General features: G+C 70.4%; 18 protein-coding genes and 1 pseudogene. 9 read left to right on the top strand and 10 right to left on the bottom strand.

Annotation, left to right across the window (positions count from 1 at the left end; translation table 11 throughout):
- Window positions 1–9: 9 nt before the first annotated feature.
- The 3 genes from ACGF3C_RS20875 (at window position 10) to ACGF3C_RS20865 (ending at window position 3031) form a co-directional block, all read left to right on the top strand.
- The gene (locus ACGF3C_RS20875; RefSeq protein ID WP_357233239.1) at window positions 10–915 is read left to right on the top strand and encodes a siderophore-interacting protein; all 906 of its coding nucleotides are present in this window, start codon (window positions 10–12) and stop codon (window positions 913–915) included.
- A gap of 130 nt (window positions 916–1045) precedes the next feature.
- A complete protein-coding gene (locus ACGF3C_RS20870; protein ID WP_393224304.1) occupies window positions 1046–2506 on the top strand; it encodes an SDR family NAD(P)-dependent oxidoreductase in 1461 nt (486 codons plus the stop codon).
- Between the two features lie 48 nt (window positions 2507–2554).
- Window positions 2555–3031 carry a heme-degrading domain-containing protein gene (locus ACGF3C_RS20865; RefSeq protein ID WP_355010264.1) on the top strand — a complete coding sequence of 159 codons (477 nt, stop codon included), beginning with the start codon at window positions 2555–2557 and terminating at the stop codon, window positions 3029–3031.
- A gap of 44 nt (window positions 3032–3075) precedes the next feature.
- Here ACGF3C_RS20865 and ACGF3C_RS20860 read toward each other — a convergent pair whose 3' ends face one another.
- A complete protein-coding gene (locus ACGF3C_RS20860; RefSeq protein ID WP_393224300.1) occupies window positions 3076–4452 on the bottom strand; it encodes an FAD-dependent oxidoreductase in 1377 nt (458 codons plus the stop codon).
- A gap of 236 nt (window positions 4453–4688) precedes the next feature.
- Here ACGF3C_RS20860 and ACGF3C_RS20855 point away from each other — a divergent pair, with 236 nt between their 5' ends.
- Together ACGF3C_RS20855 and ACGF3C_RS20850 are read left to right on the top strand one after the other, a co-directional pair.
- Window positions 4689–6065 (top strand): serine hydrolase domain-containing protein, encoded by a 1377-nt coding sequence (locus ACGF3C_RS20855; protein WP_393224297.1) that lies wholly within the window; start codon window positions 4689–4691, stop codon window positions 6063–6065.
- A gap of 86 nt (window positions 6066–6151) precedes the next feature.
- The gene (locus ACGF3C_RS20850; protein ID WP_393224294.1) at window positions 6152–7480 is read left to right on the top strand and encodes an alpha/beta hydrolase; all 1329 of its coding nucleotides are present in this window, start codon (window positions 6152–6154) and stop codon (window positions 7478–7480) included.
- Window positions 7481–7540: 60 nt separating this feature from the next.
- Here the strand turns inward: ACGF3C_RS20850 and ACGF3C_RS20845 are convergent, their stop codons facing one another.
- On the bottom strand, window positions 7541–8761 hold the full coding sequence (locus tag ACGF3C_RS20845; protein ID WP_357232175.1) for an MFS transporter: 1221 nt from the start codon (window positions 8759–8761) through the stop codon (window positions 7541–7543).
- A gap of 41 nt (window positions 8762–8802) precedes the next feature.
- Between ACGF3C_RS20845 and ACGF3C_RS20840 the strand changes: the two genes are divergently transcribed.
- Window positions 8803–9912 carry an ROK family protein gene (locus tag ACGF3C_RS20840; RefSeq protein WP_393224291.1) on the top strand — a complete coding sequence of 370 codons (1110 nt, stop codon included), beginning with the start codon at window positions 8803–8805 and terminating at the stop codon, window positions 9910–9912.
- A 96-nt stretch (window positions 9913–10008) separates the two neighbouring features.
- On the opposite strand, the gene ACGF3C_RS20835 is transcribed toward ACGF3C_RS20840, so the two are convergent.
- The 3 genes from ACGF3C_RS20835 to ACGF3C_RS20825 form a co-directional block, all read right to left on the bottom strand.
- Window positions 10009–10392 (bottom strand): MerR family transcriptional regulator, encoded by a 384-nt coding sequence (locus tag ACGF3C_RS20835; protein ID WP_357232170.1) that lies wholly within the window; start codon window positions 10390–10392, stop codon window positions 10009–10011.
- A gap of 111 nt (window positions 10393–10503) precedes the next feature.
- On the bottom strand, window positions 10504–10956 hold the full coding sequence (locus tag ACGF3C_RS20830) for a hypothetical protein (RefSeq protein ID WP_393224288.1): 453 nt from the start codon (window positions 10954–10956) through the stop codon (window positions 10504–10506).
- A gap of 57 nt (window positions 10957–11013) precedes the next feature.
- The gene (locus tag ACGF3C_RS20825; RefSeq protein WP_393224285.1) at window positions 11014–12264 is read right to left on the bottom strand and encodes an Ig-like domain-containing protein; all 1251 of its coding nucleotides are present in this window, start codon (window positions 12262–12264) and stop codon (window positions 11014–11016) included.
- Between the two features lie 212 nt (window positions 12265–12476).
- On the opposite strand from ACGF3C_RS20825, the gene ACGF3C_RS20820 reads away from it, so the two are divergent.
- Together ACGF3C_RS20820 and ACGF3C_RS20815 are read left to right on the top strand one after the other, a co-directional pair.
- On the top strand, window positions 12477–13001 hold the full coding sequence (locus tag ACGF3C_RS20820; RefSeq protein WP_393224282.1) for a hypothetical protein: 525 nt from the start codon (window positions 12477–12479) through the stop codon (window positions 12999–13001).
- A 227-nt stretch (window positions 13002–13228) separates the two neighbouring features.
- Entirely contained in the window at window positions 13229–14362 is a 1134-nt protein-coding gene (locus ACGF3C_RS20815) for a DUF1996 domain-containing protein (RefSeq protein WP_393224280.1), read from the top strand.
- Between the two features lie 205 nt (window positions 14363–14567).
- Here ACGF3C_RS20815 and ACGF3C_RS20810 read toward each other — a convergent pair whose 3' ends face one another.
- On the bottom strand, window positions 14568–14846 hold the full coding sequence (locus ACGF3C_RS20810; protein WP_393224277.1) for a hypothetical protein: 279 nt from the start codon (window positions 14844–14846) through the stop codon (window positions 14568–14570).
- Window positions 14847–15349: 503 nt separating this feature from the next.
- Window positions 15350–16561, bottom strand: a complete 1212-nt coding sequence (locus ACGF3C_RS20805) for a helix-turn-helix domain-containing protein (RefSeq protein ID WP_393224275.1) — start codon at window positions 16559–16561, stop codon at window positions 15350–15352.
- Between the two features lie 121 nt (window positions 16562–16682).
- Here ACGF3C_RS20805 and ACGF3C_RS20800 point away from each other — a divergent pair.
- A pseudogene (locus ACGF3C_RS20800) lies at window positions 16683–16904 on the top strand (hypothetical protein); the annotation flags it as partial.
- 148 nt (window positions 16905–17052) lie between these two features.
- Here ACGF3C_RS20800 and ACGF3C_RS20795 read toward each other — a convergent pair.
- The 3 genes from ACGF3C_RS20795 to ACGF3C_RS20785 are packed head-to-tail and all read right to left on the bottom strand — an operon-like array spanning window position 17053 to window position 23539.
- On the bottom strand, window positions 17053–18030 hold the full coding sequence (locus ACGF3C_RS20795; protein ID WP_393224272.1) for a hypothetical protein: 978 nt from the start codon (window positions 18028–18030) through the stop codon (window positions 17053–17055).
- Between the two features lie 32 nt (window positions 18031–18062).
- The gene (locus tag ACGF3C_RS20790; RefSeq protein WP_357234330.1) at window positions 18063–19592 is read right to left on the bottom strand and encodes an OmpL47-type beta-barrel domain-containing protein; all 1530 of its coding nucleotides are present in this window, start codon (window positions 19590–19592) and stop codon (window positions 18063–18065) included.
- Window positions 19593–19600: 8 nt separating this feature from the next.
- Window positions 19601–23539, bottom strand: coding sequence for a ThuA domain-containing protein (locus ACGF3C_RS20785; protein WP_393224268.1), 3939 nt, complete (start codon window positions 23537–23539; stop codon window positions 19601–19603).
- Window positions 23540–23550 lie beyond the last annotated feature (11 nt).

Below are 23550 nucleotides of genomic sequence, written 5' to 3'. Positions count from 1 at the left end.
AGAGGCACCATGACCGAGACCCTGCCCATCGCCCCGTGGCGCGTGTTCGCCGTCACCGTCCGCGCGGTACGCCGCCTGAGCCCGTCCTTCACCCGGGTGACCTTCACCGGGGCGAACCTGGACCGCTTCGCCGACAACGGTTACGACCAGCGGATCAAGCTGGCGCTGCCGCTGCCCGGTCAGGACCGGGCGACCCTGCCGGACGGCGCCGACTGGTACGCGACGTGGCGGGCCCTGCCCGAGCACCTCCGCAACCCGATCCGGACCTACACCGTCCGGGCGGTCCGCCCGCACCTGGCCGAGGTCGACGTCGACCTGGTGCTGCACGGCGACAGTGGCCCGGCGACGCGCTGGGCGCGGCGGGCCAGCGTCGGCGACGAGATCGCTCTGGTCGGGCCGGATGCCGGCTTCGACGGCAACCACGGCGGGGTCGAATTTCGACAGTCCACCGGCGGCACCGTGCTGCTGGCCGGGGACGAGACCGCCGTGCCGGCGATCAGCAGCATCTGCGAGCGGCTCCCCCTCGACGCCAGGGGCATCGTCGTGCTGGAGGTGCCCGACGCCGCCGACGTGTTGCCGCTGCTCGCACCGCCCGGCGTCGAGGTCCGCTGGCTGGCCCGGGGCGCCGACGGGTACGGCAGCCGACTGGTGCCCGCCGTCGTCGCCGCGGCCGGGGAGCTGCTGGCCCCCGGCGCGTCGACGGCCGCCCAGCCCGTGCCGGACGTCGACGTGGACACCGAGATCCTGTGGGAGGTGCCTGAGCAGGTTGCCCCGGCGCCGCTCTACGCGTGGCTGGCCGGGGAGGCCGGCGTCATCCGTAACCTGCGCCGGCACCTGGTCGCCGAGCGGGGTCTGGACCGGCGGGCGGTCGCCTTCATGGGCTACTGGCGTCTCGGACACTCCGACGCCGCCTAGCGCCGCGCGAGGCGCACCACGCCGGGCGGCCGCGAGGTGCGTCGGAGGCCGTGAGGCGCGTACCGTTTCGGGTCGGACTTGGGGCGGGTCGGCTGGAGCCGGCACGGGATACGGGACGAGACAACGACGCATGACGGTGGACAACATTACCGAAAACGGTCAAGAGGGTATTGACCGAAGCCGGCTGGAGGCCTGCCTCAGCGTCTTCGAGGCATTGGAGGCGCTGCCCTCCGACCACCCCGACGTGGTGCAGGTGCAGCGGGCCACCGCCCGGCTCTACAAGGTGATCAAGCAGCGGCGGCGGGAGGAGCGGCGGGACGCCATCCTTGCCGCCGACCGCGCGGTGACGGAGGCCACGGCCACCGGCGCTCCGGGGCGGATCGACGACGAGACGCAGGGCATTCCGCTGGCGTCCTCCGTCGGGGGCGAGACGGCCGGCTTCCTGCACAATGCGCGCGGCTGCTATGTCTGCAAGCAGCGCTACCGCGAGGTGGACGCCTTCTACCACCAGCTCTGCCCGTCCTGCGCCGCGCTGAACCGTGAGCGCCGCGACGCCCGCACCGACCTGACCGGCCGGCGTGCGCTCCTCACCGGCGGCCGGGCCAAGATCGGCATGTACATCGCGCTGCGGCTGCTGCGCGACGGCGCCCACACGACGGTGACGACCCGGTTCCCGCACGACGCGGTCCGCCGCTTCGCCGCGATGCCCGACAGCGCCGACTGGCTGCACCGGCTGCGGATCGTCGGGATCGACCTGCGCGACCCCGCTCAGGTGATCGCCCTCGCTGACGACGTCAGCAGCCAGGGCCCCCTCGACATCCTGATCAACAACGCGGCGCAGACCGTCCGCCGGTCCCCCGGGGCGTACGCGCAGCTCATCGCCGCCGAGGCCGCGGCCCTGCCGGACGGCCCGCTGCCGGAGCTGATCACGTTCGCCAAGCCGGACGCGCAGGGCGGCCCGGTGGGCACCCTGACCGCCGGCCCACAGTCGACGGCGCTCACTCCGCACGCGCTCACCGCGCTGGCACTGACCAGCGGTTCGGCCTCGCCGGAACGGATCGCGGCGTCCACCGCCATCGACGCCGGCGGGCTCGTGCCCGACCTCGACTCGGTCAACAGCTGGGTCCAGCGGGTCCAGGAGGTGGACCCGGTCGAGCTGCTCGAAGTGCAACTGTGCAACGTCACCGCGCCGTTCGTGCTGGTCAGTCGGTTGCGCCCGGCGATGGCCGCCGCGTCGGCCCGCCGCAAGTACGTGGTGAACGTGTCGGCCATGGAGGGTCAGTTCGGCCGCGGTTACAAGGGGCCGGGGCACCCGCACACCAACATGGCCAAGGCGGCGCTGAACATGCTGACCCGCACCAGCGCCGAGGAGATGTTGACCGACGGCATCCTGATGACCAGCGTCGACACCGGCTGGATCACCGACGAACGCCCCCACCCGACGAAGATGCGGCTGGCCGACGAGGGCTTCCACGCCCCACTGGACCTGGTCGACGGCGCGGCCCGGGTGTACGACCCGATCGTCCGCGGCGAGCAGGGCGAGGACCTGTACGGCTGTTTCCTGAAGGACTACGCGCCCTGCGCCTGGTGATCGCCCCGAGCGACGAGGATGATCGCCCGCACCAACAAGGAGAAGAACATGTCAGCTGACCGTGAATCGTGGCCGACGCTCGACGAGCTGCTGCGCGAGGAGAACGAGCTGGAGCTCGCGGGCCTGTCCGAGACCGACGCGTACGAGCTGGGGATGCTCGCCGTCGCCGCCGCGACCGAGCAGCGGCTGCCGGTCTCGGTGGGCGTGTGGCGGGCCGGGCGGCAGCTGTTCCACTGTGGCCTGCCGGGGTCGACGGCGGACAACGACGCGTGGCTGCGCCGCAAGGGGCGGGTGGTGATGCGCTTCGAGCACTCCTCGCTCTACATGGCCCGGCTGTGCCAGGACAAGCAGGTGACGCTGGCCGAGCGGTTCGGTCTGCCGGCCTCGCGGTACGCGGCGGCCGGGGGCGCGGTACCCCTGCGCGTGCGCGGCACCGGTGTGGTGGGCTGGGTCGGTGTCTCCGGGCTGCCGCAGTTGGACGACCACCGTTTCGTGGTCGACATCCTCCGCAAGCTCCCCCGATAGGGCGTTGCCGGCGGCCTCGCAGGCGAGGCCGCCGGGTCACTCGCTCAGTGTGCGCGCCGGTTGGCGCGCAGGGCGCCCAGGAGCACGCCGGGGCGGGCCAGGGAGTGCGGGTGTTCGCGCATGGAGACGACGTCGTTGAACCGCCGCGCGGTCACCACGTCCGTGACGGTCGCGGCGATGACCTGGCTGCTGGCCCAGCGGGAGAACCGGTAGCCGCGCGGGTAGGGCCCGTCGACGTGGGGCAACGCCAGGTCCGCCGAGGTGGAGAGCGACCAGGCGGCGTCCACCACGACCTTCTGGAGCGCGAGGTAGTGGCGCGCGGGCGCCCGCAGATCCGGGCCGGACCGAAGGTACGTCGACAGGCAGGCCGCGTGCAGGGCCGCCGCCGTCATGCCCTGCCCGTACACCGGGTTGAACGACGCGACGGCGTCGCCGACGCTGATCAGGCCGGCCGGGAACCGCTTGAGCGCGTGGAAGTCCCGTCGTCGACTGTCGGCATGGTGGTAGGTCTGGACGTCGCCGATCATCTCCTGGTCGGCGACCTCGCCGAACTCCGGTGGGAACTGCTCGCGCAGGCGGCGGACGAAGTCATCCGCGGTACGCCCCGGGCGGTCGTTGCCGTAACCGGCCATCATGGCCATCCACCGGCCGTCCTCGATGGCGAAGAACGCGGCCCCGGCCACGTCCATCCCCGATTTCGGCGTGTTCAAAGCCAGGACGACAGTCGAGGCCGGGGTGACCTCCGGACGGCGGAACAGGGCTGTCGCATAGTTGAGGTGCACTGTCATCCGCCGGGTGACCGGCCGGTCCCAGTCGGCCTGCTCCAGCCAGTCCGAGAGTCGGCTGGACCGTCCCATGGCGTCCACCACGAGGTCGGCGCGTTCGACCCCGGGCACCCCATCGACCTCGCAGCGGACCCCGGTGACCGCGGTGCCGTCGAACACGAGGCCGGTGGCGCGGGCGGTGATCGTCTTGACGTTGGGCAACCGGAGCACCTGCTGGCGGATCAGGCCCTCCAGCAGCGGTCGACTGCCCGCCAGACTGTCGGCGTCGTCGGGGACGACGACCTTCAGACGCCAGTCGAGGTAGTTGCGCCGGGCCTCGGGCGGCGCCTCGACCGCTCCGCGCGCCAGTGCGTCGTCGCGGAATCCGGGGAACAGGCGCTCCAGTTGGAAGAGGCCGCCGGGCAGCAGCGCGTGCAGCTGTGTCCCCTGGGGTACGCCGGGCCGCGCGCCGGTCACCTGCGGGTCGTCCCGGTCGATGATGACGACGGTGTCGGCGTGGTCGGACAGCACCCGGGCGGCCAGCAGACCGGCGACACTGCCGCCGACCACAACGGCCGTGCCCATCGTCGGAGTCAGCTGGTCAGGGGGTCGCGGCGCGTTCAGTTCCGCGAAGACCCGGGACGGGGAGAGGGACATGGTGCTCTCCAAGGGGGTTACGGGGGGCGTGCCCTCCCCGGTAACTGTCAGCGAACGTGCGCGGACAGACCGGTGGACGGTCGTTCGACGTATTGCCCGCCGATCGTCGCACAACCACCTGAACGGCGACCGGCTGTGTCCGCCAGATGACGGCCTGTTGTCCGATGGGCCGGACGGGTCCGACGTTCGGACGGGTCCGGTGGCGCGCCCTCCGGCCGGCTGTCACGATCTCCGGCATGTCCGTCGCGCGTCGAACTCTGCTCGGGGCCGGCCTTGCCGCCGCGACCTCCGCCCTCACCGGTTGCGGTGCCACCGGCGCGCCGGACACCGGCTCGGCCGGCACTGGCGACGCGGCGACCGCGAAGGGCGCCACCGGCAGCCGGGTCGGATTCGGAGCGGCGGGTGACGCCGGGCCGCCGCTCAGGGCACCGGACGCACCGGTCGGCGGCAACCCGCCGGTGCGTCAGGCCCCCTACGCCCAGGACGTGACCGCCCTGCTCCGGCGACACCTGCCCGCGACCCCACAGACCGTGCAACACAAGGGTTTTCCCGGTGCTGTCGCTCTCGTCGTGGTGGGCGGGAAGGTGACTGTGCACACCGCGGTCGGTGAGGCGCTGCGGTATACGGCGGGTCCGAAGCTGCTCGCGGCGAACCAGCGCGTCGCGATGCGCCGGGACTCCATCTTCGACCTCGCCTCGGTCACCAAGGTGTACACGGCCATCCTGCTGCTGCAGCAGGTCGACAAGGGCCGCGTCGACCTCGGCGCTGCGGTGCGTGACTACCTGCCCGCCTTCACCGGCACGGGCAAGGAGCAGATCACCGTCGAGATGCTGCTCACCCACACCAGCGGTCTTCCCGTCGGCGCCACGGTCACCGGCCTGCCCGACAACGCGGCCCGCTGGAACGCCGTGCTCGGCACGCCGCTGATCTCCGGCGCGGTGCCAGGGAACACGTTCCGCTATTCCAGCGTCGGGCTCATGGTCGCCGGCAAGATCGTCGAGAAGGTCACCGGCCAGCGGCTCGACCAGGCGCTCAAGACCAACCTGACCGGCCCGCTCGGTCTGCGCGACACCGGCTTCAACCCGAACAGCTGGCTGTCGGCCGCCGCGAAGGCCAGCCGACTGGTCGCGACCGACGCCCGCTCGTCCCGAGGGCTGCTCCGTGGCGTCGTCCACGACGACGTCGCCAACCACCTCGGTGGCATCGCCGGTCACGCCGGCATCTTCGCCTCCGCGACCGATCTCGCGGCCATCGGTCAATTGCTCCTCAACGAGGGCACCCACCATGGCAAACGGATCCTCGCCGCGGCGACGGTGCGTCGGATGCTCACCAACCACAACGCCGGCAAACCCGCCATCGATCCCGAGCGCCCCAACCGGACCTCGGCGCACGGCCTCGGCGTCGTGCTCAACCAGAGCTGGTTCATGGGCAGGCTCGCCTCGGCCCGGACCTTCGGCCACACCGGATTCGCTGGCCCCTCGCTCCTGGTCGCGCCCGACCGCCAACTCGTCCTGGCGCTGCTCACCAACCGCGCGCACCCCAACTGGAGCTGGTCGAACCCCGACCCGGTCCGCGCCGCTGTCGGCGACCTGCTCGCCACAAAGGTCAACTGACCGGAAGGTGTGGACCATCGCGCCCCACCCTGACACGATACTTGCGCTAGTAGTGCAAATACTTCGTCCGTCCTGGTGGAGGATCGATGCACACATCTCGCCGGAGCCTGCTCTCCGTGGTGGCCGGGGTCGCCCTCGCGGCCAGCCTGTCCGCCGTCGCCGTTCCACGCGCCGCCGAAGCCGCCGCCACACCGACACACCGTCCAGTGATCTTCGTACACGGCAGCGCGGGGTCAGCGGCGCAGTTCGAGACCCAGGCCAAACGGCTGGCCAGCAACGGATACCCGATCGACATCATCGAAGCCCACGAGTACGACTCCCCGAACATCGCGACGATCCTGCCCCAGGTGTACGCGGGACTCGACGCACGGATCTCCCGCCTGCTGGCGGCCACCGGCGCGGACCGGGTCGACCTCGTCGCGCACTCGCTGGGCACCTTCGTCTCGCAGGGCTACCTCAACAGCTCGCCGGAGCGCGCCGTCCGGGTCGCGCACTACGTCAACCTGGACGGGCGCACCGCGACCTCCCCACCGGGTGGCGTGCCCACGCTCGCCATCTGGGGCGAGGGTGACCCGGCCCGCGCCGTCGTCGGCGCGACGAACGTGCACCTGCCGGACCAGTCGCACACCCAGACCGTGTCGTCGGCGGAGTCGTTCACCGAGATCTTCGGCTTCCTCCGGGGCCACGCGCCCCACACGACGCGGATCGTGCCGCAACTCTTCGGCGCCGCCCGGGTCTCCGGCCGCGCCGTGCTCTTCCCGAGCAACGTCGGTGTCACCGGTGCGACAGTCGAGGTCTACCCGGTCAGCCCGCTGACCGGCGGCCGACTGTCACACCGGCCCGCGCATCGGCTGTCGCTCGGCGTCGACGGCTCGTTCGGCCCTCTCCCGGTGCTCGCCACGGCACGCTACGAGTTCGCCGTCGTACGCCCGGGTGCCGCGACCCACCACTTCTACTTCCAGCCGTTCCTCCGCTCGGACTCGTTCCTGCGCCTGGCGACCAGCGAGCCGGGCGAGGGCCTCAGCGGCCTGGTCGAGACCAGCGACCGGCACACGGCGCTCACGATCCAACGGCAGAAGGAGTGGTGGGGCGACCAGGGCGACGCTGGCGACCACCTCTGGATCAACGGCAGGGACGTCCTGAACGCGGCGAACACACCACGCGCCAAGCGGACGATCGGCATCTTCGCCTTCGACGACGGCAGCGACGGCGTCACCGACCTGTCGGCCCCGCTGCCGGAGTTCTTCAGCCAGACCTTCATCACCGGCATGGACGTCTTCATCCCGGCGACGCCGGCACACCTCGGCCTGGTACGCATCACCGTGGGCCAACGCGGCGGCGGCCACGAGGTGATCAACGTGCCCAACTGGAGATCGAGCACCGACCGGGTGACGGTCAGCGTGGACGACTTCTGACCGCACCTCGCGGGCGGCCCGGCCACCTCAGGTCGAGACGGTGGCCGGGATCCGCACTCGTCAGACGGTCGCCGGGACCCGCTCGCGCACTCGTCGCCCGACGGCGAAGCCGACCAGCCCCAGGATCAACCCGACGACCGCCAGAGCGACACCCACCCGGGCTGGCGCGAGGTAGCCGAATCCGGCGGCGATGGCGACGCTGCCCAGTGCGGCGCCCAGGCTGTTCGCGATGTTCATGGCCGACTGGTTGACCGCCGCGCCCATCAGTTGCGCTCCCGGGGCGACGGTGATCAGAAGTGCCTGCAGGACCGGACCGAGATACAGGCTGGTCGCACCGACCAGGAACGCGCCCACGAACAGGCCCACGCTCGTCGACGCCACAAGGCTGAACACGGCGATGCTCACGATCATCGCCACGAAGCCGATGACCATGCTCCGCTGGAGGTCGCGGTCCGCCAGCCAGCCGCCCAGGGCGTTGCCGACGGTCATCCCCAGACCCACCGCGACCAACGTCCACGGCACCGTCGCGGCGGAGAGACCGGCGACGTCGGTGGTGACGGGTGCGATGTAGGTGTTCACCGCGAAGAAGCCGGCGAAGCCGACAGCGCCGGTCGCGGCGACCAGCCAGACCTGCGAGGTCCGCAGCGCCCGCAGCTCGGCGGCCGGCGAGCCGTCGACCGCCGCGGCGACCTCCGGAACGACCGCCAGCACCGCCAGCAGGGTGAGCAGAAAGAAACCGGCGATGACCAGGTACGCGACCCGCCAGTCGACCGTCTGCCCGAGCCGCGTGATGAGGGGTACGCCGACCAGGTTGCTCACTGTCAGACCGCCGAGCACTGTGGCGAAACCACGGGCCTCGTTACCGGGGCCCATCAGGGTCGCCGCGAGCAGACCGGCCGCGCCGAAGTACGCGCCGTGCGGCAGCGCCGCCACGAACCGGGCCACCAGCACCAGATCGAAGGTGGGGGCGAGCGCGGACGCGACAGTGCCGACCGCGAACATCACAAGCAGCCCGAGGACGAGCTTCTTGCGGGGCAGGCGCGCGCTCAACGCGGCGATCAGCGGCGCGCCGACGACCACACCGAGCGCGTACGCGGTGATCATCCAGCCCGCGCGGGCGACGGCGTCCGACGACGACCGCGCGTACTCGTGCGGGAGCAGACCGCGGGCGATGTCGGGCAGCAGCCCCATCGCCACGAACTCGGTCAGGCCGACCGCGACGCCGCCCAGTGCCAGAGCGGCAAGCGCCGCCAGCCGTCGACCTCTACTCAACTCGATCACCGAAAAAATTTAGCAACAGCGTTGCGTAATAGGGTGGTGAGATGACTCGCGTCACTGCCGACGTCACGTTCCTCCGCGGCTACAACCAGGCTCTCGTGATGGCGGTGGGGCGCACGGCTCGCACGTTCGAGCGCGCGACGGTGGTCGAGGCCACCGGCCTGACACCACAGGCGGTCTCCAAGGTCATCGCCCGGCTGACCGCCGACGGCCTGATCCGCCCCGCCGGCGTCCGACGTCCGGGCATCGGCAAGCCCGCTGTCGTCTACGAACTCGTCCCGGACAGCCGGTACGCGATCGGCGCCCACGTGGCCCGACGCACGCTGCGGCTCGTCCTGGTCGACCTGGCCGGCACCGTGCACCACTCGGCGGTCAGCCCGCTGCCCCGCGACTTCACCCCGGCGCAACTCCTCGACGCCCTGAGCGCCGGCATCGACACGATGGCCGGCACCGGCGACCTGCGGGGCCGGCTCACCGGGCTGGGCATCGGCATGATCGGCCCACTCGACCACGCCAACGGCCTGGTCCGGGACGCCCACGGCCTGCGGCACTGGCACGACGTACCGCTGCGCGAGATCGCCGAGAAACACCTCGGTCTCCCCGTCCACCTGGACAAGGACGTCACCGCGGGGATCACGGCTGAGGCCTGGCGGCACGGCGCGACGTTCGGCGACGCGGCCCTCATCATGGTCGAGTCGGGCATCGGCGGAGGCTTCTGGCTGGGCGGCGCGGCCCACCGGGGGGCACACACCAACGCGGGCGAGTTCGGCCACACTGTCGTCGACCTGACCGGGCCCCTCTGCGTCTGTGGCCGGCACGGGTGCCTGGAGATCGTGCACCACCGCGCCGTCGAGGCCGGAGACATCGCACACGCCGCCCGCGTGCTGGCCGTCGGCGTCGTCAACCTGCTCCAGACCCTCGACCTCGCCCACGTGGTGCTGACCGGCGCGGACCTCCTGCGGCATCCGCAGACCTATCTCGCGGTGGTCACCGAGGCGGTCGGGGCGGACACCCTGCGCGCGGACTGGCTCAGCACCACTGTGGCCCTGTCCAGCCTCGGCGCGGACGTGATCGCCGCGGGCGCCGCCATGCAGGTCCTCGACCAGCACTACGGCATCCCGGAGCTGGCCCATTCCGTGATCGTTGGCAGCTGAGCAACTTGACACGCCAAGCGACGCCCTGCTGGGCCGCCACCGATCGCCCTGAGGGCAGATCGCGGCCGGTGGTGACGACGGGGCCTCGCCGTGTCGCTACGCCATCACGGCGTCGGTGCCCGTATGAGTGCATCCGCTGGCTGGGCTCTCGCTGTCCGCGATGACCTCGTCGAGCCGCTTGCGCGCCTGCCGGAGTTGGGTGATCTGCCGATCGATGCGGTCGCGTTCGGCGCGCAGCAGGGCCCGCGACTGCGGTGTGTTGACCTTCGCGTCGACGCAGGGCAGCAGGTCCAGGATGGTTCGGCTGGACAGGCCTGCGGCGTACAGCATCTGGATCAGATAGACCCGGTCGATCGCGTCGTCGAGGTAGTGGCGCTGACCGCCACTGCTCCGTGCGGCAGTCAGGAGGCCCTGCTCCTCGTAGTAGCGCAGGGCTCGTACCGACACCCCGGTCTTCGTGGCGAGTTCCCCGATCCGCATTGACCCCTCCCTCCGAGCCGGTGACGTCAGCCACACAGCCTTCTTCCTCACGTGAGCGTCAGGTTCACCGTAGCTCGCGCACCAACTTCTGCGCGGCGACGGTGCGGTCTCTCACTGGCAGACGCGCCACTCGCCGTCCTCCTTGACCAGCGCCACCCCCTGCCTGAACCTCGCACCGGTGGCCGCCTGGACCACCTCGACCTGGACGGTCCCGGTGACCCGCCCGTTGTAGTTGTTGACGTTCACGCCGGTGATCTCGTAACTGGTGATCTTCAACTGCGCGCTCTGGATCCGGGCGAAGTCCTCCTGCGGCATGGTGTCGCGCACCCGGTCGCACAGCCGCCCGTACGCGCCCGCGTAGTTGCCGGCCCGCACGTCGTCGAGGTACGCCGTCGCGGCCCCCCGGACCGGTTCGACTGTGTCCTTGACCGAGCGGTAGAGCCAGAGGCCGACGCACGTGCCGATGACGCAGCACACCGTCAGTAGGGCGCCGACGACGATCAGGACCGTACGAAGCGTCCGGTTGGGCCTCGGGCCGGGAACCATTGTCGGCTCGTACGTCATGGCCCGGAGGGTAGGGCCGCCGCGCCAGCGGCGAGAGCCCACCGGGCGCCCGGTGGTTCAGCCTCCGGAGGCGGACGGCCCCGGCGTCGGCACGCCACCGGCGACCGCACGGGCCGGCGGCGCCGACGCCGGGGTCGGTCGCAGATCCGCGGGTACGGGCAGCGCGCTGCCCTTGATGAACTGGCCCCAACTGGTGTTCCAGGCCGTCCAGCCGTTGCCCGGCTGGAGCCGGACCTCGGTGCCGGTGAAGGTGACCAGGTCACCGACCCGGGTGACGCCCATCAACCAGTCGGCGTTGGCCGCCGAGATGTTCGTGCAGCCGTGCGAGACGTTGCGGTGTCCCTGATCGGACACCGACCAGGGTGCCCCGTGGATGAACTCGCCGCCCCAGGTGAGCCGTTGCGCGTCCTCGACGTTCACCACGTAGCCGCCGTTCGGCTCGCCACGCGTGTCGAACGTGGTGTACTGGTGCTTCTCCATGATCACCATCTTGCCGCTGGACGTGGGGGTGCTGCGCTTGCCGAGGCTGACCGGGATCCTGCGGATCAGCTTGCCGTCCCGTAGCACGCGCATCTGCTTGGTGGCGTTGTCGACTTCGAGCGACACCTGCCGTCCGATCCGGGACGTCGCGGTGCGGTCGGCGTCACCGACGTGGCTCTTCCCGATCGGCAGACCCGTCAGGCCCGCCCGGACACTGATGGTCGTGCCGGGTCGCCAGAAGTCGGGAGCCCGGTAGTAGACCTGGCTGCCGTCGTCCACCCAGGACCAGACACCCGGCTGCGGCGGGTTCGTGGTGACGAACAACCGACGTTGCACGTCGGCCCGGGCGGACCTGGCGACAGGCGGATCGAAACCGATGGTCACCGGCATCGCGGTGCCGTACGTCTGCTTGTCGGCGAAGTACAACGTGCTGCTCACCTGCGGCTTCGTCGACGCCGCCGCGGTGGTGAAGCTGCTGGTGCGGGTGGTGGTCCGCCCGGAGTCGCCGGTGGCGGTCACCGACGCGGTGTACGTGTGCTGCGGGCGCAACGGGGCGCTCGGCACCCACGCCGAGCCGTCCTCGCGCGGCTGCGCCCCGACCGCCGTGCCCGCCTCGTCGACGATGCGCACGGCGGTGATCTTTCCACCCGTGACGAGCGGAACCACCTCGGCGCTGAGCGGCACGTTCCGGGAGAGATCGGCGGGCGTGACGGTCAGCTCGGGCGAGGGCACCACCTGCTCGGCGGGACGTACGGCGGCCTTTCGCTCGGTGGTGCACCCACCGAGGACCAGCGGTGTCGCCGCGACCGCCACCGCGACGAGCGCCATACGCCTCCGTAAAACCATCGAACGTCCCCCGGCTTCCGTGTGCTCCGTGGCGGCAATTCTCTCCGCGTAGACGGCGCCCCGCGCTGTTTCCGGAAATCACCCAACGAAGGTGGAAAGGTTCGGCACCGCGCACGGTCCGGTTCCGTCGGTCGCTACCCCTTTCGTGATCCTCGGGGCATCGAAGCGTGATGCTGTGCTGGAAGGCTGCCGACATGCGCGGAAGACGACGTCCATGGATTCTGCTCCCGCTCCCCCTCCTCCTCCTGACCGCCTGCTCACCGGCGGAGGAACCGATTGTCGCTCTCGCCGTTCAGGACGGCCAACCGATCGGCGTACTGGTCACCTGCGACGACAGTGACGCCAATATCCGCGTGTTCGAGAACGACCATCAGGGTGAACCGGGCGAACGGACCCTGATCAGGTGGAGCATCGGCGGCCCGCCCGCCAGCGAGGTCGTGGAGGTGGCGCTGTTGGGTCAGCCGCCGGAGGGCTGGGAGGTCGCCGACGCTGTCGACAGCCCTGATTCCGACGTGGACGTCGAGTTGCTCACCGAATTTCGGGCCGGGGTCACCTACACCCTCGACGGGTCAAGCCGCCGCGATGCCCGCTCGGTGGACTTCACCCTCGCGGACCTGCCACGGATCGGCCCGGACCAGGTGTTGGTGTCGCACGGAAGCAGGTCAACGAAGGTCGTGTCGCGGGAGACCTTCCCGCGCAAGGCACGCGACCGCTGCTGAGCCGATACGGCCGACCACTCAAGAAAGCAGAGTGATGCCGCAGCCGCCGATTACGGTTTTTCGAGAGAAATCAGAGAATTGAGATCGAGCCGACATCACAGCGACTCCACAACGCTGACCAGGCAACCGCTGAGCGCTATTTAAGAGAGAATTAATCGTTCCAACTGGAGGCGGGCAGGGGGTCCACTCGTATTCTTCCCTCTCGGAAGAAAGGTGCGCCCCCGTTGATGAATCTCCGATCCACCCCTCGACACCGTCGTTCCGTCACCGCCCTACTGCTGGTGAGCCTGGCGCTGGCCGGCGGATGCAAGGAGGCGCCGGGAACCCCCGGCGCGTCCGGCCCGTCCAGCGACACCGGCATCGGCTCGTCCGGCCCGGACGCGCCGACGGCCACCGCCCCGGGCGACCCGTCGGCCACGCCGAGCGCCCCGGGCACCTCGGCCACCCCGTCCGCGCCGGGCAAGCCCGGAACGCCGGCGACCAGCGCCGCCCCGCCCACCGCATCCGGCGGCTGGATCACCATCGACGCTGGCGCGCAGGCCGCCGCGACGAAGGCGTTCTTCGCCCGCAAGCCCAAGCCGGTGACCGGCAACCCGGTCAAGGTGCCCGAATTCAACGTCGGCTGTACGACAAGCCACCACAACAGCGACGACCCGATCGTCCTGCCGAAGCTGGTGGGTGGCTCGCACAACCACACCTTCTGGGGCAACAAGTCGACCGACGCCAACTCGACAGCCGAATCGCTGCGGGCGTCCACGGCGACCACCTGCAACTCGCCGGACGACCAGTCCGCCTACTGGGTGCCGACCATGTACCAGAACGGCAAGGTCGTGGACCCCAAGGAGGTGACCGTCTACTACGGTTCCCGCCTGAAAGACCCGAGCAGGACCCAGCCCTTCCCATTCGGCCTACGAATGATCACCGGTAACGCCAAGACCCAGGTCGACACCCCGGACAAGCAGGGCAACCACTTCTGGTGCGCCGGCATCGGCGGCGAGATCGGCCGCAGCGCCGACAAGACGTTCCCGGTCTGCGCCAAGACCGCGAACATCGTCCGGCAGATCACCTTCCCGGACTGCTGGGACGGCAAGCACCTGGACAGCCCCGACCACAAGGCGCACATGGCCAACGGGGACCACACCGGGGCCTGCCCGAAGAGCCACCCGGTGCCCGTTCCGTCGGTGTCCTTCGTGATCTCGTACCCGTTGAGCGCGAACACGGACGGCATCACCCTCGCGTCCGGCACGTCGTTCTCCATGCACGCGGACTTCTTCAACGCATGGAAGGACGAGGCGCTCGCCGCACGGGTGCGCAACTGCCTCGACCAAGGCGTCAAGTGCAACTCCGCCGGCAACTTCTGAGCTGACCCGGCCTGAAGGCAGTCGCCAATCGGCGACAGAGAGCGGCGAGGTCTCCGGTGGACGGTTCAGCTACCAGGCCGAGCCGGACGCCGGAGACCTCGCGTGACCACCTACCTGCGCAGCAGGCCGACCTTCCGACGCCGGCACCGCTACGCAAGCACGGGCCGGGCGGCGGCGACACGGGCCCGGCCAGGGCGTCCGCCGGCTAGGGCTTGGCTCGGGCGGGCTGGCAGGATTGCGGTGCTGCTGGATTCGGCAGCTCCGCATCCCTGGTCCATCCGAGGAACCGGCGGTGCAGCACGCCGGCCGGCGTCCACTGCATGTCCTCAGTCGCCTGCACCAGGTAGGACCCGAGATAGAGCGCCAGCGACACTGGCGCATCCGCGTACTCCGCGCGCAACTCGCGCTTGCGGGTCGTGCAGGGCCAAGGCAGGCCGCAGCCACCGCAGCTCCAGATCGGCATGACCGGGCCGTGGACGGTCACCGCGCACCCGCCAGAAGGCCGGCGATGCTCGTCAGCGTCCGCCGACCGGTCGCCCATTCGACCTGCCAGCAGGGGTACGACGTGAGCCACGTCCGGCAGCAGCTACACCTGCCGTCCAGCTCTCGGACGCGAACCGCGACGATCGCCTTCTGCTGCCGGCTACTCACTGCTCACCTTCCGGCGGCCAGTGAGCACGACTGATCGGAATCCGGTGCCGCGCGCGGCACGGCAGGTCGGCTCCACAGCGGCAGATGCGTCTCCAGAGCCGCCACGACCACACCGGCCGGTGCCTGCGGGCGAGAGTCAGCGCGGTGGCCGAGAGGTATTCGTCATACGAGACGCGCCGCACGGACTCTCCCTCGTTCAAGCACGAGGACGACTTCCCGCCCCCCGACGCTGAGGGGACGCGGCGACCAGGCGATACCCGCACCGCCCGCCGCATCCCGTGAGCAGAAAGCTACGGTGGGTATCGGAGCGGAATGGGTAGGGTTTCTACCCCTGGCTCAGGAGAGCAACCCGACCTTTAGCGCGAGGTCTCGGGCGTCGTCACGCGTGGAACGCGAGCCGTCGAGCAGATCCAAGGTGATCTGGCGGGCGTACCCGTTGAAGCGAATCGTCTCCGGTGCCGACTCGTACGCCTGCCTGAGGGTCGACACGGCCGCTTCCTTGTCGTCCTTGCCGTAGTGCGCCCGCGCGACCTCGATGAGATGGCGTGCCCGGCGCGGCCTCGACGGGATCGCCGCGGAATCAAGGCGGCGTGCCTGTCGCACCGCCTCACCGGACTTCTGCAACTCGACCGCCACGGTCACCGCGTGAGCGCCCATGATGACCTGCGAAAACGACGTCTGCGGCTGATAGAAACCCGTTGGCAAACGCTGAGCCACCCGATCCGCGCGATCCCAGTACCGCCAAGCCCGGCCTTCTTCACCAGCACGGGCGGCGGTGTAGGCAGCCTCAAAGTTCAACGCACCCCAGAGCGCCAACAGGTTCGTGTTCCCTTCGGCCGCACGCGACTCCAGCGCCGACAGGAGGTCCACTGTCACCGACATCGCGGTGTCCCAGTCACCGGCATCCCGATGCACCTGGCACAGGAACCACCCCGCGCTCGCCACCGCCTCCGGGTCGCCGGACTCCTGCGCCGCCACCATCGCCCGGTCCGCGACCCGCCACAACAACTCGGCGGCGGGTTGATAGGCAAGGAACATCTGCGCCAGCCCGAACGTCTCCGCCAACAAGGCCTGAGCCTGTCGACGCTCATTACCCTCGTATGCCAATGCGGCACGCTGCACGTCGCGCAGCAGCCCCGGCAACAACCCGCCCAGCACGGTGCGGTGGTCCGACGCCTGATGACGCGCACGCCATGCCATCGCAAGCCGGTCCCTCAGGCTCGTCAACGGCTCCGGGGAAACATCGTCGGAAAGTGCGAAGTGGTTGACCGCGTCCCGGACGGACGGCAGCGCCGGGTGCTCCGGCCCGTTAACCACAGCGGACCGGGCCCCCAACTCGCCGGCAAGGGCAGACACCTCAACCTTCAGAGCACGCGCGATCCGGTCCAGCATGTGGATGCGCGGCGGCAGGATCCGATCGGTCTCCACCGCCTTGACCCACTCGGCGCTGCGACCGACCAGGCCGCCAAGCACCGCGCGGGTCTTGCCGGACCTCTCCCGGTAGGCCTTCAACCGCTGCCCGAAAGTCAACTCCGGCAAGGAATCCATCGTGGGCCTCCTCACAGCGCAGGACGCATCGCCGGCGCCCAGGCCGCCGTGCCACCCAACGCTACCGGCCTGCCTGTCGCCTCATAACCCCTCACACGCGGCGCCACCTCCCACGCCGACACATGAAGCCGGCGAGACACGAGAAGCTGTCGTCGCCGGCGACGCTGACAAGCTGGAATGCCTCGTCCAAGCCGTCGAGTACCGCCACCAAGGCGTCGACAAAGTCCAGTGCTGGATCGACAGCTCACGAGCCGCCCTGAAGACCGCCAGCGCCCACCGCATTGCCGACGCCGCCCTCAGCGGACAGCCCCTGGCCTGGCTCATTTCCCCGCCACGGGAGTAAGCGTTCACTTGGCTTGTATTGACCGACGGCAGGAGGCACTTACTCGTCTGCGTCGGCATTACGCCAAGGCCGCCGCGACGGGTCGGACCCGGTACGGCGGCGGCGGCCGATCACCTAGCGGGTGACCGGCCGCCGTTGCGTCGATCAGTTAGAGCTTCGCCGCGCCCGCCGCAGCGGCCTCCTGCACCGCCGAGGTACGACGGACCTCGGCCCGCTGGTCGCCGGCGTCCTCCCGGTCCGGAGAGGCCACCCGCGCCGCCCGGTTGGTGGTCGCCGCCGCCTGGTCACCGGTCACGCCGCCGCGGATGCGGTTGTTGGCGGCCACCTGGGCGACCGGGTCGTTGCCGGTGACGGTCAACTGGCCGTTGATGATGTTGTCGTCCACCGTGACACCACCGGTGGTGCTGGTGATGCTCACGTCCCCGCCCCAGTAACCGCCGGAGGCGCAGCTGTCGAGGGCACCGTTCGGGCCGAGCTGCACACCGCCCAGGTTGCCGGCGAAGGTGGCCCGGCCCTGGACGGCGCTGCCACACACGACGCTGCCGGTGGCGCTGTTGAGCACCGACAGCGTGCCGTCGACGAACGAGTCGTGCAGGTCGGTGTAGTAGGTGCCGGTGCTGCTGAGGTTGCGCTGCACCTGGGTGCCCCGCTCCAGCCGGACCTCGCCGGCGCCGACGTTGACGTGCCCGGTGACCGTCGACGCCTCGGCGAACAGGAAGCTGTCGATGGTCGTGGAGCCCTTCGGCCGTACGGTGACAGTGCCAGTGCGGGCGTCCTTCAGGAAGATGCCGTACCCCCCGGCGGCGAGCACCACCTGGCCGTCGACTGTCGTCTCGGTCGCGTCGAGGTAGCCGTCGGCGGCGACGCGTACCTCACCGCTGACCCGGCCACCGGTCACCACCAGGTTGCCGCCGGCCGCGACGGTGACGTTGCCGGTGATCGTGGTGCCGGTGAGCGCGCAGGACTCGCCGGCGGGCACGAGCAGGTCGTTGGGCACGGTCACCGCGCCGCCGGTGCCGATGCAGTGGGTGACCAGGTCGGCGTGTGCGGTGGGCGCCACGGCCAGCACCGAGGCCGCGATCACGGCGCTCACGGTGGCGAGCTTGGCGACGGTACGTCCGGGCATCGTGGTACTCCCTGTCGGTGAGGTTCGAGGACTCATGCGCCGACGTCCGATCGGGCCGCGGCCCGGACGATGGCGCCCTGCTGCCGCCGGTCGAGCGTGCCGCCGGTCACGAGTGCGGCGGTGACCGCTTCGACGTGTCGGACGAATTCGGCGTGGCCGGGGTAGTCGGCGTGTTCGTCGATCAGATCGTTGATGGTGCAGCCGTCACCGGTGTCCACGTTGGGCACGCCGGTGTCGCCACCGTCGATGACCACAGTGGCCCGGGTGTCCGAGTCGGGGCAGCGGTCGGTGCTGTCGGCCACCACTGTGAACGACGTCGACTGCTCGGTGGAGGAGTTCCCCGCCGCGTCGGTCGCCCGGTACCGGACTGTGTGCGCGCCGGGTGCGCGGACGGCGACCGGAGCGGCGTACGCCGTCCAGCCTCCCGTGTCGAGCGCGTACTCGATCGTCGCCACGCCCGACTCGGTGTCGCTGGCCGTGACGGTGACGGTCGCGCCGCCGACGTACCCGCCGTCGTCGTTCCGGTCACCGGCCACGGTGGCGGCGACGGTGGGTGGAGTCGTGTCCTCGGCCGGCGGCTCGACGACGGTGAAGTGGGACATCTGCTCCGCCGAGGTGTTCCCGGCGACGTCGGTGGCCCGGTAGTGCAGCATGTGCATCCCGGCCGTGTTCACCACGATCGGGTTCGCGTACGCGGTGAAGGCCGCCCCGTCCAGGGCGTACTCGATGGTGGCGACACCGGATCCGCTGTCGGTGGCGGTCAGCGTGGCGGTGGCCGTACCGATGTAGTTGCCGTCGCCGTCGCGGTCGCCGGCCAGCGCGGCCGTGACCACCGGCGCTGTGGTGTCCTCCTCCCCCGGCTCGACGATCCGGAACGCCACCGAGCCGACGGCGCTGGTGTTGCCGGCCTGGTCGGTGGCGCGGAACTGCACCGCGTGGTCGCCGATCGCTGTCACCCGCACCGGCTCGGTGTACGGCAGGAAGCTGGTGTCGTCGACCTGGTACTCGACGGTCTGGACCCCCGAGTCGGCGTCGGTGGCCGTCACTGTCACAGTGGCCGCGCCGACGTAGTTGCCGTCCTGGTCCTGGTCGCCGGAGACCGCGGCGGTCACTGTCGGCGCGGTGGTGTCGCCACCGCCACCGCCCTCGGTGACCACCAGTTCACCGACCATGGAGCTGTGGCCGGGGATCGAGCAGAAGTACCGGTACCGGCCCGGGGTCAGCGTCACAGTCGCCTGGTGGCGGCCGTCGTTGGCGTCGAACGGGCTGGCCAGGATATTGAGTGTGACGTCGTGGTTGTAGCCCTCGGTGCTGGTGTCGAAGGTCAGGGTGTGCGGCATCCCGGTGGTGTTGCCGGTGGCCGCGCTGTTCTCCCAGATGATCGTGGTCGCTCCGGCCACCGCCGTGGTGGGCGCGGACCTGTATCGGGTGATGCTGTCGTCGGCGGTCCAGGTCAACACCTGGTCGGCGGCGACGCGCGGGGCGGCGGAGGCGGGCGTCACTGCCAACGGGATCACCGTGAGCAGGAACGCCGCCAGCGCGGCCGTCAGTCGTCGGGTCATCGTCACTCCTAGAGTTCTCGCGCACGGATGTTGCGGAACTCGGTCAGGTCGTTGTCACCGTGGTTCTGCAGGCCGATGAAGCCGCGCAGGAACTGCCGCAGGTCGGTCGGCGGGTCGCCGGCTCGCGACGACTGCTTGCCCGGCGTGTTGTCGAATTCGTTGATCACCACGCCGTTGCGGATCATCGTGTAGTGCTGCCCGACGGCGCGGATTTCGTAGTCGTTCCACTCGTTCTTCGGCGTCACGCCGGCCTGGGCCAGCGGCACCGGGTCGAAGTTGTAGACCGAGCCGGTCTTCTGCGGCTCACCGGTGTCACCGTCGTAGATCTGGATCTCGTGTCCGCAGTAGATCGCCATCCAGGCCGGCGAGGTCCGCGCCGATCCGACAGTGCCGCAGCTGTCCGGTGGCCGCTGGTCCAGGGGCGTTCGCAGGTCCGGGAACCGGATGAAGACTCCGGTGTTGGCCCGGCCGGTGCCTGGGGCGATGTCCCGGAACTGCAACTTCAGCGAGAAGTCGCCCAACTCCTTGGTGTGCCAGAGCATGCCCAGGCCACCGCTGGAGCGCAGCGACCCGTCCGGCTGGATGTCGAACTGGCCCGACGGCGCCTGCTGCCAACCGCGCAGCGACTCGGCGGTGCCGTCGAAGAGCGGCTCGTACCCGGTGTGCCCGTCCCGGCCGATCTCCGACGCGGCGGCCAGACGGGTGAGGGTGCCCGCTTCACGGGTGCTGAGCAGATCATCGTCCTGCAAGACGCGGGCGACCGCCGTGACGTGCCGGACGAAACCGTTGTGGTCGGTCCAGGTGCTCTCGTCGTCGATCAGGTCGTTGGCCGTGCAGCCCTGCCCGACCGTGCGACTGGGCACCCCGGTGTCGGTGTCGCCGAGCCATACCGTCGACCGGTCGTCGGGCACCGCGCAGCCCACCGTCACAGTGGTCTGCACCGTCGCCGTCTGACCGTCGGCGTACGTGACGGTCAGCTTCGCGGTGTAGGTGCCGACAGTGGCGTACGTGTGCCGGGGGTCCGCCTCGGTCGACGTGGCGCCGTCGCCGAACTCCCAGCGGTGGCTCACACCGCCGGAGCGGGAACCGGTGAAGGCGATGGTCAGCGGCTTGTTCTGCACGGCGACCGAGGTCGCCGCCGGTGCCGGGGTGGGCGCCCCGCCGGTGTAGGTGACCCGGATCAGCTTCTGGTTCGCGTGCAGGCTGAAGAAGCCGCCGCCGTAGTCGAGCAGGTAGAGCGCGCCGTCCGGGCCGAACTTCGCGTCCATCCAGCTCTGCAACCGGGTGTCGCCGTTGCCACCGGGGATGATGGCCCGCAGCGACTCGGCGTACACCGGTGGGGCGGCCTGCGGCACGCCGGCCGGGTCGACGGTGACCGCGACCCGGTTGGCGGCGTTCGACTGGTCGCCGATGAACCACTTGCCGTCCCAGTGCTCCGGCCACGCCACGCCGCTGGCGGTGTCGACGAGGTTCCGGTGGTACGTCGGGCCGGACATGATGGCCTGCCCGCCGCCGCGCAGGTACGGCTGCGTGTAGGTGGCGTCGGCCGCCACGTAGGTCGGCAGGCCGCTGCCGTCGGTCCGCTTCGGGAACACCGGGCCGCCACCGTCCGGCGAATACCAGATCATGTTGTCCCGGGCCGCCGGGATGTCCTCCAGTCCGGTGTTGCGCGGCGAGGTGTTCTTCAGGTTGTCGCAGTCGTACCAGCCGGTCAGCACTGTCGCGTCGGTGTTGCTGCGGTCACGGTACGGCTGCCGGTTGCCCATGCAGTACGGCCAGCCCTGGTTACCGGCGGAGGTGATGATGGTGGCCGTCTCGTACTTCGCCGGGCCCAGGGTCGGGCTGGGCGACGAGGCGTCCGGGCCGACCCAGCCAGCGGTCAGCCACTGGTGCACCGGGTCGATCTGGAGACGGGCGATGTTGCGCACGCCCATCACGTAGATCTCGGGCCGGGTCTTCTCGGTGCCCGGTGGGAACAGGTTGCCCTCCGGGATGGTGTACGTGCCGTCCGGCTCCGGGTGAATCCGGATGATCTTGCCGGCGAGGTCGTTGGTGTTACCCGACGTGCGACGGGCGTCCTGGAACGAGATGCCCTGGTACTCCTCGGTCCAGTTGTTGCCGGCGTAGCCCTGCGACCCCTCCGAGGAGTTGTTGTCGCCGGAGCCGACGTAGAGGTTGCCCTTGGCGTCGAACGCCATGCCACCGCCGGCGTGGCAGCAGCTGTGGATCTGCACCGGGAACTGCAACAGGTCCTTGCGGGTGGCCTGGTCGACGGTCTGCGCCTGGCGGTCGTAGGTGAACCGCGAGACGGTCCGCTGACCGACCCGCTTCACCCGGTCGACCGAGTCGTGCGGCATCCAGTAGACGTAGAGCCAGCCGTTCTCGGCGAACGCGGGGTCGGGCACGATGCCGAGCAGACCCTCCTCGTTCTTGACCAACTCGGAGCCGCTGCCCCGGTTGCCCATCACCTCCAGGGTGGTGAGCAGCTTGACCTGCTTGGTGCGCGGGTCCCAGGAGTGGATGGTGCCGCAGCCCAGGCCCACCTTCGGGTTGTTCCAGTCCGCGATGGGGCCGCTCGGGCAGGCAGCCTTGCCGACGTAGAAGACAGTGCCGTCCGGCGCGATGGTGAGCCCGTGCGGCTCGCCGATCTGGTCCAGCTGCCCGGTCTGGTTGGCGGCGGTGAGTCGCTCCACCTTGTAGTTCGCGGCGATGGTGGCCTGGCAGTCGCCGCGTACCCGACCGGTGGTCCAGTTGAGAGCGCCGGTGAGGTGCGTGCGGAACGCCTCCTCGCCGTAGCTGCCCTCGGTGTGGCCCATGCCGGTGTAGAACGACCGGCCGCCGTCGTAGTCCCGGCACCAGGACACCGGGTGGAAGGCGCCGTTGGCGGCCGCGCCCGGGTTGTAGTGCCGCTCCTCGACCTGGGCGAGGGTGTGCACCGTGCCGATCGGGTTCGGGTCCCAGTTCTCCCAGCGGTCCGACCGGGTGATGGTCAGCGGCAGCGACGCGGTGGCCGGGTGCTTGCGGTCCAGGATGTTCACCACCGCGCGGTTCACCGCGGGCGGCTCCGGAGCGGTGGTGCTGCCGGTGAACAGGCGCAGGTCGGCGAGCTGGACCAGGGGTTCACCGCTGTTCGCGGTGACGTTGAGCCGGTAGCGCGTGAACTCCTGCGGCGTGGCGATGTCGAACCGGCGGGTCTGGAAGCGGTCCGGGAAGGTCTGCCCGGTGCGGCGGTCCAGGTCGGTCCAGCTCTGACCGTCGCTGGAGCCCTGCAGGGTCCAGTCCTTCGGGTCCCGTCCGGCGGAGTCGTTTGCCGACGTGAGCGCGTACCCGGTGATCTTCTTCGGTGCGCTCAACTCGTACGCCACCCAGGCGGTCGGGGTGCGGACCAGCCACTTCGTGTTGGCGTCGCCGTCGGTCAGCTTCTCCTTGGTCTCGTTGGGCGGGTTCTCGCCGCTGGCGGTCACCCGGGTCACCGGCTCGGCGACCGGGATGGCGCCGGCCGGGCGGGTGCCGATCAGCCCGGTGAACCAGGTGGAGTCGACCTGGGCGCGGGCGGCGTCGGCGATGCCGACGAACCCGCCGCCGGCCTTGACGTAGCTCTGGAGCGCCGACTCCTGGTCGCGGTTCAGCGCGGCGCCCGCCGCGGAGAGGAAGACCACGCTGCGGTACGCGGACAGCCCGGCTGCGGTGAAGGCGCCCGGGTCCGTGGTGGCCGTGACATCGATGTCATGACCGGCACCAAGCTGTTTGATGGTGTCCACCGCGCGCGACACCGGGTCCTGTTGCTCGGCCACCGGGCCGTGGAATACCAGGACCGCGGTCCTCTGCGGCGTCGCCGCCTGCGGGGCGGCCGCCGTTCGTGGTGCGGCCGCGGCCGCCGTCGTCGCCGGGAGCAGTGTCGCCAAGGCCGCTACCGCGGCAAGGGTTCGTCGTAGTTTTCTCGTCATGCCCGTCCCCA

The sequence above is a fragment of the Micromonospora sp. NPDC047762 genome (assembly GCF_043204655.1).
Classification (GTDB): domain Bacteria; phylum Actinomycetota; class Actinomycetes; order Mycobacteriales; family Micromonosporaceae; genus Micromonospora.
The sequence above is the reverse complement of the archived record's forward strand: the minus strand, read 5'-3'. Positions and strand labels throughout refer to the sequence as shown.